The sequence below is a fragment of the Flavobacterium flabelliforme genome (assembly GCF_017948675.1).
Taxonomy (GTDB): Bacteria; Bacteroidota; Bacteroidia; order Flavobacteriales; family Flavobacteriaceae; genus Flavobacterium; species Flavobacterium pygoscelis.
The window spans coordinates 132,668-145,463 of the sequence record NZ_JAGFBU010000006.1 but is presented as its reverse complement, the minus strand read 5'-3'; the positions used below and the strand labels follow the sequence as shown (position 1 = coordinate 145,463).

General features: G+C 33.3%; 7 protein-coding genes. 3 read left to right on the top strand and 4 right to left on the bottom strand.

The window, feature by feature from the left end; all coding sequences use genetic code 11:
• Positions 1-62: 62 nt before the first annotated feature.
• Positions 63-1,085, bottom strand: coding sequence for a LacI family DNA-binding transcriptional regulator (locus J3S90_RS13965; protein ID WP_210646699.1), 1,023 nt, complete (start codon positions 1,083-1,085; stop codon positions 63-65).
• Positions 1,086-1,318: 233 nt separating this feature from the next.
• Between J3S90_RS13965 and J3S90_RS13960 the strand changes: the two genes are divergently transcribed.
• Genes J3S90_RS13960 through J3S90_RS13950 form a run of 3 tightly spaced genes read left to right on the top strand, consistent with a single transcriptional unit; the run spans position 1,319 to position 6,734 of the window.
• Positions 1,319-4,261 (top strand): SusC/RagA family TonB-linked outer membrane protein, encoded by a 2,943-nt coding sequence (locus J3S90_RS13960; RefSeq protein ID WP_210646698.1) that lies wholly within the window; start codon positions 1,319-1,321, stop codon positions 4,259-4,261.
• Between the two features lie 10 nt (positions 4,262-4,271).
• Positions 4,272-5,882 (top strand): RagB/SusD family nutrient uptake outer membrane protein, encoded by a 1,611-nt coding sequence (locus J3S90_RS13955; RefSeq protein ID WP_210646697.1) that lies wholly within the window; start codon positions 4,272-4,274, stop codon positions 5,880-5,882.
• 30 nt (positions 5,883-5,912) lie between these two features.
• Complete coding sequence (locus tag J3S90_RS13950; RefSeq protein WP_210646696.1) at positions 5,913-6,734, top strand: SusE domain-containing protein; 822 nt, start codon at positions 5,913-5,915, stop codon at positions 6,732-6,734.
• Positions 6,735-7,450: 716 nt separating this feature from the next.
• On the opposite strand, the gene acs is transcribed toward J3S90_RS13950, so the two are convergent.
• The 3 genes from acs to J3S90_RS13935 all read right to left on the bottom strand — a co-directional run bounded on the left by acs (position 7,451) and on the right by J3S90_RS13935 (position 12,549).
• Positions 7,451-9,358, bottom strand: a complete 1,908-nt coding sequence (gene acs / locus J3S90_RS13945; RefSeq protein WP_210646695.1) for an acetate--CoA ligase — start codon at positions 9,356-9,358, stop codon at positions 7,451-7,453.
• A 115-nt stretch (positions 9,359-9,473) separates the two neighbouring features.
• The gene (locus J3S90_RS13940; protein WP_188051393.1) at positions 9,474-9,836 is read right to left on the bottom strand and encodes a response regulator transcription factor; all 363 of its coding nucleotides are present in this window, start codon (positions 9,834-9,836) and stop codon (positions 9,474-9,476) included.
• A 7-nt stretch (positions 9,837-9,843) separates the two neighbouring features.
• Entirely contained in the window at positions 9,844-12,549 is a 2,706-nt protein-coding gene (locus J3S90_RS13935) for a sensor histidine kinase (RefSeq protein ID WP_210646694.1), read from the bottom strand.
• Positions 12,550-12,796 lie beyond the last annotated feature (247 nt).

Sequence of the window (12,796 nt, the reverse complement as noted above, 5' to 3'; positions counted from 1 at the left end):
AGCCAAATTTGGGTGTTAATTTCTAAAAGTGAACTACAATAACTGTGATTAAAAGCTAAAAATCACTTGGTAGATTCTCTTTCTATCAGATGAGTTTCTATTACTTCTGTTTTGTAGCTTTCGTTTTCTTCTTCGTCTTCTAATTCAAGTCTTTCAATTAGCATTTTCGCAGCGATATTTCCCATTTTTATACCACTTTGACTTACAGTAGTTATAGTAGGAGTAGAGTATTTAGAAATCATACCATCGGTAAAGGCAATGACAGCAAGGTCGTTAGGAACGTTCAATCCAATTTTGTGAGCCGTTTTTATAATTGTTACCGCAAACAATTCATTTACTGCAAACACCGCATCGATCGCTTTATCTTCTAATAATTTGCCTATTGTTATTTCGCAGGTATCAATATCTTCAATTTTAATGATTAGTTCGTCATTAAAAGGAATGTCGTTATCTAAAAGTGCTTTGGTGTAACCATCGGTTCTAAGCTTGCCTACACTTACATAATCTACAGTGGTTACTAATGCGATTTTTTTTCTTCCTTTATCAATTAAGCTTTGAACTGCCTCGTAAGCAGCTAGTTTATCATCAATTATCACTTTGTCACACAAAATTTCATTGGTTACTCTATCAAACATTACGACAGGCATTCCTTGATTTATAACTTCTGTAATGTGATGAAAATCACCTTTAAACTGCGTCTCTTTAGAGAGTGACATGATAAAACCATCTATGCTACCATTGGCAAGCATCTCCATATTTAATACTTCTTTGTCAAAAGAATCATCGGATAGACAAATGATTACACTATAACCGTTTTCGTTAGCTACTTGTTCTACACCGTTTATTACTGTAGAAAAAAAGTGATGAACGATTTCGGGAATGATGATGCCAATTGTTTTTGTTTTTCTATTTTTTAAACTCAGCGCTATATTATTGGGTTTATAATTGTAAAACTTTGCAAAAGCTTGCACTTTAAGTCGGGTATCTTCGCCAATTTCAGGGCTATTACGAAGTGACTTGGAAACGGTTGAAATAGAAACGTCTAATTCTTTTGCGATTTGTTTAAGCGTAATTTTCTTTTTCATATTGCAATCGAGTAAAAATTTATTTCGTAATAAAGATAAAATATAATTTCACAATTAATAATTTAATTGGTGAAAATGCAAATAAATCAGAAAGTTTTCAACACTATCACGTTTTCGTAGACCAGGAAAAAATACTGCTTGTCGGGAGTAACAAATTTTACATAAATTTAACATTCGAAGTAATAGTTAAGCATTAAGATTCTACAAAAAATCAATTAATTTAAATGAAAAGTATGAAAACAATTTATAAAAAGTTGTTCATTTTAATATTACTGCTCCCATTCAGTATTTTGGCTCAGAGTACTTTAGGAGGAACTGTCTTAGATAAATTATCGGGGCAACCTATTCCTGGAGTAAACGTAAATATTGAAGGAAACAAAAGTGGCGTTTCTACTGATTTTGATGGTAAATACCAATTGTCGAATGTAAAAAAAGGAGATAAAATTGTTTTCTCTTATATTGGTTATGCCAATGTTACCGCAATTTTTACAGATCAAAAAACACTAAATGTATCACTGGTTGAAGATGCCAACCAACTGAATGAAGTTGTAGTACAAGTAGGGTACGGAACCGTAAAGAAAAAAGATGCCACAGGAGCCGTAACAGTATTATCTACTAAAGATTTTAATAAAGGAGCCAATGTTACTGCGGAAAACTTATTAAATGGAAGAGTTGCTGGTGTAACTGTAAATACGAGTGGAGCTCCAGGATCTGGATCGCAAATTAGAATTCGTGGTGGCTCATCTTTGTTCGCGAGTAATGATCCCTTAATTGTTATAGATGGTTTGCCGATTGAAAACAATTCTGATAAAAATTTTGGTTCAACCTCTATTTTAGCGTCTATAAACCCGAGTACAATTGAGTCTATGACGGTATTAAAAGATGCTTCAGCCACTGCTATTTATGGTTCACGCGCTTCTAACGGTGTTATAATAATTACTACCAAAAAAGGAGGAAAAACGCTTGCTGTAGATTATAATTTTCAATATGGAAGTGGTAATTTAGTAAAAACTATTGATGTCTTTGATGCCAATTCTTTTAAAGCGATTATTGCTCAAAGAAGACCAGATGATGTTCCGAAATTAGGTAATGCTAATACAAATTGGCAAAAAGAAATTTATAGAAGAACTGATTATGTAGATAATAACATTTCATTAAGAGGAAACTTATTTAACATCATTCCTTCAAGAATTACAGTGGGTAATACCTATCAAGAAGGCTTGCGATTAACAAATGTATTTAATAGAAATACAGTGGGATTAGCCTTAAACCCATCCTTTCTGGAAGATCATTTGAAAATAAAATTGAATGCCAATTATTCGAACGAGAACAATAGATTCGCTGATGGCGTGGAGGGAAGCGCATTGCGATTTGATCCTACCCAGCCAGTATATCAGTCAGGTTCTATTTATGGTGGTTTCTTTGAATATTACAATCAGGCCAATGGCAAGCTTATCTCGCAAACTCCTAGAAATCCTGTTGCACAATTGATGCAGACTTTTGATGAAGGAAAAAACAACCGCTTTTTTGGTAATTTAGAATTAGATTATAAGTTTCATTTTTTGCCAGCATTAAGAGCGGTTGTAAATGCGGGATTTGATCAGGCCGATGGAGAAAGAGCTAAAACAGCTTCGGCCTTCGCAGCCAGTTCAGGCACCAATAATGACATTCCTTTTGGTACCAATGAATTCTCCAGAAGTGTTAGAAAAAATAAATTATTGGATGCGTATTTAACTTATAATACTTCTTTTGATAAATTGGTTTTTGATATTACTGCTGGATATTCGTATCAAAAATGGGATTCGTTCAACTTTATTACAGGAAATACAAACGATCCTAATTTGCCAACAGGAATTACCGGATTTCCACAAAAAACCATCGATTTTGATAGAGTTAATGTTGGGTTTTTTGGAAGAACAAATTTAAACTTCAACGATAAATACTTGCTTACTTTATCTTTTAGAAGAGATGGTTCTTCTCGATTTGATAAGGATAATAGATGGGCCAACTTTCCTGCTGCAGCCTTTGCATGGAAAATTAAAGATGATTTATTACCAAATAGTACTGCCGTTTCTGATTTGAAAATTAGATTAGGATATGGTATCACAGGACAGCAAGAGATTGGTAATAACAATGATTATTTACAACAATACAATGTAGGAAGTGGTAGCTCTCAATACTATTTTGGGACTGTTGCTTTGCCAATTGCAGTTTCTGCCAGACAAAGTTCTAATCTAAAATGGGAAGAAACCACTACTTATAATGCAGGAATAGATTTTGGTCTTTATGACAATAGAATTACAGGAAGTGTTGAGGTTTTTTATAAAGACTCTAAGGATTTATTAGCCGATGTTGCAACAGCTGACGGAAGTAATTTTTCTAACAGATCTTGGCAAAACATTGGTAGTTTTACTACCAAAGGAATCGAATTTTCAGTAAGTACAGATGTAATTAAAACCAAAGATTTAAATTGGAATCTTAACTTTAATGTGACTGCCTTTGAACGCAAGATAACGGAGTTGAGCTCTGATTTTATTAGAGTTGGAGAAAATTTAGCAGGAACAGGAACCCAAGGACAAGTGCATCAAGTAGGGTATGCTCCAAACTCTTTTTTATTATACAAACAACTTTATGATACCAGTGGAAAACCTATTGAAAATGGATATGCAGATTTAAATAATGATAACGTGATCAACTCAAGCGATAAGTATATTTATAAAAATCCTGATCCTAAAGCTACTTTTGGTTTGGCCTCTACATTAAATTATAAGAATCTTGATTTTTCTTTCAACTTTAGAGCAAGTGTAGGTAACCGAGTATTTAATGCTGTTAATGCCAGTAGAGCACAATACAATTTATTAACAACAGGCGGAACGGTGGGAAATATTCCAACTTCTGTTTTAGAAACAGGATTCAATACAACTTCAAATGTAGTTTTATCCGATTTGTTTGTTGAAAACGCTTCTTTTTTGAGGCTGGATAACATCACTTTGGGCTATACTTTTCCAAAATGGTTAGAAGGGAAAGCCTCTTTGCGTTTATTCGCTGGGGTACAAAACGTTTTCGTAATTTCAGATTATTCTGGTTTAGATCCAGAGATTGCAAACAACGGAATTGACAATACCATATACCCGAGACAACGCTCTATTTTAGGTGGGGTTAATGTTAAATTTTAATAATAAGATCATGAAAAAAATAAATTTTATTTACTTCCTATTTGCTTTAGCGACATTGCAATCGTGTACGGGTGATTTAGATGTAGTAGCAGAAGATCCAAGAGTACTTTCTTCGGAAAAACTATTTACTACTCCTTTAGGATACAAGCAAGCATTGGCTGGTGTATATGGCAATCTTAGTTTGACCGGTACAGGAGATGCAGGTTCTTCGTTCTTACAAGGAATTGATGCAGGAACAAGTCAGTTTGGAAGATGTATGTGGTATTTACAAAGTTTAACAACAGATGAAGCCGTTTGGACCTATGAAAATGATGAAGGAGTTGCTGAATTGCAAAGGAATACCTGGACAGCCGCCAATCCTATTTTACTAGGTATGTTTAGTAGAACAATGGCTGAGGTTGCACTTGCTAATGATTTTTTGAGACAATCTACACCAGAATTATTAAGTTCAAGAGGAATTAATGCTACGGCAGATGTTGCAGAAATTAATTTTTACAGAAATGAAGTACGTGTTTTAAGAGCGTTTGCTTATTATAACATCATGGATTTGTTTGGAAAAGCCCCTTTTATTACAGAAAATGACAAATTGAATTTTAAAGGGCCACAATACAACAGACAACAATTATTTACTTTTATTGAAAAAGAACTGAATGAAGTAATTCCAAATCTTAAAGCCGCAAGAACAAATGAGTATGGGAGATTAGACAAAGCGATGGCTCAAATGATTCTAGCAAAAATGTACTTGAATGCTGAGGTATATATTGGCACACCAAAATATGCGGAGTGTATGACTAAATGTACCGAGGTAATTGGTGGAGGATATTCCTTAAAAACGAATTATTTAGACAATTTTAATGCTAACAATAATACCTCTTCTGAGCTTATTTTTACCTTACAATCAGATGGTATAAAAACTCAAAATTACGGTGCTACTACTGTTATAATTAACGGTCAAGTAGGTTCTATCGAATCCAACGGTGCTGAATTTGGTGTTGGTGGTTTTGGAGGAGCGTTGCGTATGCGAAGACAATTAGTAGAGAAATTTGATGGTTCGCAATTTGATACCGATACCAGAAAAACGTATGCAGCTGGTACAAGACCAATTGATATTGCTGAACTTACTAATGCGGGACAAGGATATATTTTGCGTAAATATTCTAACAAAACTTCAGCTGGTATTGCTGGGGTAAACTCCACATTTGTAGATACTGATTTTCCATTATTTAGATTAGCCGATGCGTACTTAATGTATGCTGAGGCGCAAATGAGAAAAGATGGTGCTACCAATTCAAATACTTCTGCCAATGCTTCTGTTCAATCGTTAAATTATATTAATGCTTTAAGAGAAAGAGCAAATAATGGTTCTGCTGTTGCAAATGTTACTCAGGCTCAAGTAAACTTAAACTTTATTATTGATGAGAGAGCGAGAGAATTGCATTGGGAAGGTCACCGAAGACAAGATTTGATTCGCTTTAATAAATACGGTGGAGGCAATTACAATTGGGCTTGGAAAGGAAATGTTGCCAATGGAACTTCATTTGCATCCAATTTAAATGTTTTTCCGATACCTAGTTCATCTATTTCATCCAATCCTAATTTGACGCAAAACACGGGCTATTAAATGACTGTTTCACATTAAAAATAAAAAAACATGAAAAATATTAATAAATTATTAGTTGCTTTTTTGAGCATAGCAGCTATTTCTTGTACAGATGATATTCAAGATACCAATAGAGAAGCTGTAGCTGGGGTAAAAGCACCTGTATTATTATCACCAACAGGAGATTTTAATATCGTACTTTCTAAAGCAACAGAAAAAGATGTTGCAACCACTTTTGTATGGGACGATGCTGCTTATGCGGGAACGCCTACTGTTGTAAATTATACAATAGAAATTGCAAAAGCAGGAACTAAATTTGCAGCGCCAATTGTTGTTACTACCACTACAAGTCGTTTTAAGGCAATTACCGTTGGAGAATTAAATTCAGCATTAGTGAATGGTGGCTTTGTTGAAAAACAAGAAAACTTAGTAGATATTCGTGTAAAATCATCTATAGGAGCTACCAGCAGTGTAGCACAGTTTTCTAATTTCTTTACTATTAAAGTTACTTCGTACCGAACACCATTAGCAAGTTCATTATGGCTTGTAGGCGCAGCTACTCCTGGAGGATGGTCATGGGATGATGATGCAGAAACCGAGTTGCCATTAGTAATAGGCCAAACCAATGTATATCAAGTGGCAGTAATGTTAAATGGTGGAGAAGCTTTTAGAATTTTTCTAGGCAATAATTTCACAAGTAACGGAAACTGGGATGCGAGTCGCAGTTACGCATTTTACGCTAACGCAGGTTATACCATTACTCCTGAATTAGTAAATGCTAATGATGGTGATTTTAATTTTAAATATACAGGACCAACAGGAATGAGAGTCCTAAAAATTGATAACGCTGCCAAAACGATAACGTTAGAATAATTTTTTAATGTATCCAAAACAAGACTATTATTCGAGAATGCATTAAAAAAGTCTTTTGAGATATAAATTGTTAGTTAAAAGGAGTAGAAAACGAAGTTTTTCTACTCCTTTTTTTGTTTAAGTGTAATTATGAGATTTTATAAAAGCTAGCGCAATAATAATAACAACAAGCGATTCAGTTCAGTGAAAATTCAATTTGAAAACAATTCACAGCGTTTCAGATGTCGATGTAATAGAACTCTGGTAATATGATATGTCTATTAAATATTTTTTAGTTAAGAATCCAGAGTATGAACTTATCAATTTCAGTTCGTTGATAAAATAGCTTTTTAAGAAACTGGATATTACAAGGAAAAAGCAAAGAATAGATACCAAATTCAAGCCGAAAATAGTTATTTCAAAAATGGAGATGGTTATGATAGAGGAATAACTTTCGGCACTAACAATCTGAAATAAAATAGTTTACAGTAAATTTAAAAAGAATAATCCAATTAAGTATATAAAGATAATCGAAGTTTTTAATGAATAAAAAGAAATGGTTCAAATGAAAAGTAGATCAAAAAAAGCTTATAAAAATAAATCGCTTATAACGAATCTTTAAAATTCAGTTATAAGCGATTTTTATTATTTAAGGGTAATATTGCTCAAAATAGGCGATATGTTTCAGTGAACTCCTTTATTTGGAATACTTTTGAACAACAATTAAAAAGCAAAAATTAAATTTTTCCTTCTTTAATTTCATCTACAATTTCAGGATTTAATAAGGTAGATGTATCTCCAAAATTAGAATAATCACCTTCGGCAATTTTGCGTAAAATTCTACGCATGATTTTTCCAGAACGTGTTTTTGGTAAACCAGACACAAACTGTATTTTATCGAGTTTGGCAATTGGTCCGATATGATTTGAGATTTGTTGATTAATTTCTTTAATCAAGTTTTCTCTGTCGCGATATTCTCCGGTTTCTTTCAAAATTACAAAACCATATAACGCATTCCCTTTTACGTCATGAGGAAAACCTACAATGGCAGATTCAGCAACGGCTGGATGCTCATTAATTGAATCTTCAATAGGTGCTGTGCCAAGATTGTGTCCTGAAACGATAACCACATCGTCTACACGGCCTGTAATTCTATAGTATCCCACTTCATCACGTAAAGCTCCATCGCCAGTAAAATATTTACCTGGAAAAGCAGAAAAGTAAGTTTCTTTATAGCGTTGGTGATCCCCCCAAATAGTTCTTGCAATTCCCGGCCAAGGAAATTTTATACAAAGACTTCCCGTGACTTGATTGTCTTCAATTTCATTTCGTTTGCTATCCATTAATACGGGTTGAATTCCCGGTAATGGTAAGGAAGCATAAGTTGGTTTTGTTGGTGTTACAAAAGCTAAAGGGGATATTAGAATCCCGCCTGTTTCAGTTTGCCACCAAGTATCAACCAGCGGACATCTTTTGCCTCCTACGTGATCATTATACCAGTGCCATGCTTCTTCATTTATAGGTTCTCCAACAGAACCAATTACTTTTAATGTTTCCAATTTAAATTTTTGAACATAAGATAAGTTCTCTTTGGCTAAAGCCCTAATGGCAGTTGGAGCAGTGTAGAATTGGGTTACTTTGTGCTTTTCTATTGTTTCCCAAAAACGACTGAAATCAGGATAGGAAGGCACACCTTCGAAAATTATTGTAGTGGCTCCGTTTAATAAGGGACCGTACAAAATATAAGAATGTCCGGTAATCCAACCAATATCCGCAGTACACCAAAAGATGTCATTGTCCTCATAATTAAATACGTTTTTAAAAGTGTATGCAGCATAAACCATATAACCCGCAGTAGTATGAACCATACCTTTTGGTTTTCCTGTTGATCCTGAAGTATAAAGAATAAACAAAGGATCTTCTGCATCCATAATTTCGGCTACATTATTATCCGATGCTTGATCAAGAAGAGGCTCTAGCCATTGGTCACGACCTTCTTTCATATTAATTTCCGAATGGATTCTTTTTACCACCAACACATTTTCTACGCAAGGACTTTTTTCTAGAGCTTCATCAACGATGCTTTTTAAGTCTATTGTCTTGTTACCACGATAACCACCATCTGAAGTAATTACCATTTTGCACTCGCTATCATTAATTCTTGCCGTCACTGCCGATGCTGAAAACCCAGCAAATACAACGGAATGGATTGCTCCAATTCTAGCACAGGCCAATGTAGTAATTGCTAATTCGGGAATCATGGGCAAATAAATGCAAACACGATCTCCTTTTTTTACACCTTGATCTAATAAAACATTTGCCATTTTGCAAACCTTTTGGTGTAACTCATTATACGAAATATGAACCGCTTCTTCAGAAGGATCATTTGGTTCGAAAATAATAGCTGTTTTTTCTCCTTTTTTAGCAAGATGTCTGTCGATACAGTTTTTGGTGATGTTAACTTTAGCCTCAGTAAACCATTTTATTTCGGCTTCAGCCATATTAAAATCGACTACTTTGTCCCATTGTTGGTACCACGTAAAATTTTCGGCGGCTATCTTATCCCAAAACTTTCTTGGTTCGCGAATGGATTTTTTATATTCTTTAAAGTATTCTTCTAGATTATTTATTTTGTAACGGCTCATATTTATAGATGTTAGTTGTTTTTTATTTTAAAAAATGATTTTCAATTTCGTGAACTTTTGATTTTGTTATAATGTAACCTCTACATTTTAATAACTCCCTATTCTGAGAATTTTTTTATTGTGTTAATTCATGAACTTGCTCGACTAATTTTTTAACTGAAAAAGGTTTGGTTACATATAAGTTTGCTCCGAGTGCTAGTCCTGATTCAATATCTTTTTCTTTGTTTTTTGCCGAAAGGAAGATGACTTTGCAATGCCGCAGCCGTTCGTTCTTTTTAATGTGTTCTAATGTTGCAAAACCATCAACCATAGGCATCATTACGTCTAATATAATTACATCTGGAAGTTGATTTTTTAAAATCTCTAATGCTTCTTGTCCATCACGAGCAATAAAAACTTCAAAATTGTTTTTCTTGAACGTGTATTCAAGCGCCATTACAATATTGGGTTCGTCATCTACGATTAAAATCTTTTTCATTTTTTCTTTAACTATTTTCTGCGGTGTTATAATTGGGTAAGGTAAAAATAAAAGTTGCGCCTTCAAGAACTTCTTTTTCTGCCCAAATTCTACCTTTATGGTGTTCTATAATTTTTTTACAAATTGCTAATCCCAATCCACTTCCTATTGGTTTTTTTACATTTTGATTTCTGGACTGATAAAATTTATCAAAAATAGCCTCAAAATCTTCTTTTTTAATTCCTTTGCCATTGTTGTGAATTTTGACCTCGATGTTATCTCTATTTTCAATAATCGAAATTATTATTTTCCCGTTGGCATTTGCACTAAATTTTATAGCATTTGACACTAAATTTGTAACAACTTGAACAATCCGTTCTTCATCATAAAAAGCTTTTATTTCTGAAGAAGATTCTTCAAAAACCACTTCAATTTTTTTATTCTTGATCAATTGTTGTAATGATTCTAAAGTATTTTTTATTGTTCTAGAAATGTCATTTTTAGATAAATATATTTTTTGTTTTCCGGTTTCAAATTTCTCTAAATCTAAAATTTTGTCTATTAAACGGTTCAATCGATCTGATTCGGAAATAATATTTTGTAAAAACTGTTTGCGCAACTCATCTGGTATATCCTCGTCATCATGAAGGATTTCGCTAGCCGCGCGAATAGCCGTAATTGGTGTTCTTAATTCATGTGTAACCGTATCTAGAAATTCATCTTTTTGAATGTCTTTGTTTACGAGTTCTAAATTGGCATTCTTTAACTGTACCGATATTTTTTTTAGTTCATTAGAAGTATCTGTCAGTTTTTTGTTGATGATGAGGTTTTCTTTAGATTCTTCTAAAATTCGCAAGACCTCCGGCAAACTGATCTTATCTTCCTTGATAACACTAGATATTAATATTTTTGCGGAAGCTGTACCAATATGGCCGGTTAATAGATTCTCTGCAAATTTTATAAATCGCGCATCGGCTGTCGTGATATCTTTGTCTACATTGTATTTTAAATTAAAAATAGTAAGAGCTCTCTTTGTTCTGTCTTCTCCTAAAAAACGTTGTAATACTTTTTGAATGTCACTAATGTAAGCGGTACCTTTCCAAATAAAAGCATTTTCATGATTGGTAATATATTTGTCAATATCTACAAACATTTCCGCATAATTGCGTTCTCTGTAATTTCCGCTAAAACTTACGGAAATTGCCATATAACTAAATGTATTAATAAGTAAGCTCCAGAAAAAAGCATGTGGAATTGGTTCCAGATAATCCAATCCGAAAAGCTGAAAAGGTTTTAATAGTGTAATTCCCCAAGGTCCTTCTTGAATAAACATACTTGTTGATTTTGTAAGACCAATAGCAAAAGGAATTAGTAACGTGTAAAAGCATACTGAAAAACCCAAAATAATCCCAGTGATCGTTCCCTTTTTTGAACCTCTTCGCCAAAAGAGCGCGCCGAAAAAGGAAGGTGCTAGTTGTGCAATTATTACGAAAGCGACCAATCCTACAGAAAATAGAGAATAATCTAAAATGAAAATTCTATAAATAGCGTAGGATAAAATGATAAGAGAAAATATACCAATTTTGCGACTGTTAACGATACGTCTGTTGTTTTTTTTCTGCGATGCATTTTCCAGAGATCCAATAAATCCATACGGAATTAGTAAATTATTACTAAGCATAGTAGACAGAGAAATACAAGAAACAATAATCATTGATATTGCTGCCGAAAATCCACCCAGAAATACTAAAACTGTCAAGGTGTTGTTGTCAAATAATTGCGGAATCAATAAAGAATAAGTGTCTGAATTATGGCCTTTTCCTTCAAAAAGGATGTTGCCGCCCCAAGCAATTGGAAAAACAAATATATTAAAAAGCAGTAAGTATAAAGGAAAAAGCCAAATAGCAGTTCTAATATGATTTTCTTTATTGTTTTCTACAATTGCTGTATGAAATTGTCTAGGTAATAAAAAAATAGCAAACATGGATAATATACATAAAAAGAACCAATTAATACCGTTGCTAATCCCACCAATTGTATTTTTTTTGTCGAAATCTTTGAGTAAAGCTGCTTTTTGATAAATATCATCAAAACCATCAAAAACAAAATAAGTTACATAGATTCCTATAATCAAAAAGAAAATTAATTTTAATATAGATTCTAAAGCAACTGCAGTAACAATACCGCGTCTTTTTTCTGAAGCATCTACGTATTTTGTACCGTAATAGGAAGCGAAAAGTGCCAAAGCCAAGCAAACATAAGTAGTAGTATCTGTAAAAATATTAGCACTAGATTCTGTTTTTGTAACAATATGAAAAGTATCTGAAATAGATTTTAATTGTAATGCGATATAAGGTACAATACCAAAAATGCATACCATAGTGACTAAGGCTCCAAGAAATCTGCTGTTTCCATAACGTAAGGAAATAAAATCTGCGATACTAGAGATTTTATTCACCCTCGAAATTCTAATAATTTTCTTGAGAATAATCATCCATGTCGGAATAATTAATATAGGGCCTAAATAAATCGTTAGGTAATTTAAACCGGATTCTGCAGCAACGCCAATACTCCCATAATACGTCCAGGCGGTACAATAAACTGCCAATGAAAAGGAATATACATAGGCATTATTAGTCCATTTAGAATGACTTCTTTTTTCAGACCAATGGGCAATGAAAAAAAGAATAGCTAAATAAATAACCAATATTAGTAAAAGCCCTATGCTATTCATAATATCTTTTTATAATGAAGTACGAAATAGCAACTGAAAACAACCATGCCGAAAAAATATAGATGTAGATTATTGGAAAACCAAAAATTGGTTTGGAGCTATCAAATAATAGCAAAAGAGGCAGATTCAATACTAATAACAATAGCATTGATAGAATTACTAACTTTTGTTCATGTCTCTTTTTCATAGTAAGATACCGCTTGTTGTGAGCAGAATAGCTAATATAATGGGTGTTGTATTTGTATTA

Bases quoted from the DNA above. Each gene is read 5' to 3' on its own strand.
- J3S90_RS13965 (WP_210646699.1), bottom strand. From the start codon at position 1,085: ATGAAAAAGAAAATTACGCTTAAACAAATCGCAAAAGAATTAGACGTT.
- J3S90_RS13960 (WP_210646698.1), top strand. From the start codon at position 1,319: ATGAAAACAATTTATAAAAAGTTGTTCATTTTAATATTACTGCTCCCA.
- J3S90_RS13955 (WP_210646697.1), top strand. From the start codon at position 4,272: ATGAAAAAAATAAATTTTATTTACTTCCTATTTGCTTTAGCGACATTG.
- J3S90_RS13950 (WP_210646696.1), top strand. From the start codon at position 5,913: ATGAAAAATATTAATAAATTATTAGTTGCTTTTTTGAGCATAGCAGCT.
- acs (WP_210646695.1), bottom strand. From the start codon at position 9,358: ATGAGCCGTTACAAAATAAATAATCTAGAAGAATACTTTAAAGAATAT.
- J3S90_RS13940 (WP_188051393.1), bottom strand. From the start codon at position 9,836: ATGAAAAAGATTTTAATCGTAGATGACGAACCCAATATTGTAATGGCG.
- J3S90_RS13935 (WP_210646694.1), bottom strand. From the start codon at position 12,549: ATGAATAGCATAGGGCTTTTACTAATATTGGTTATTTATTTAGCTATT.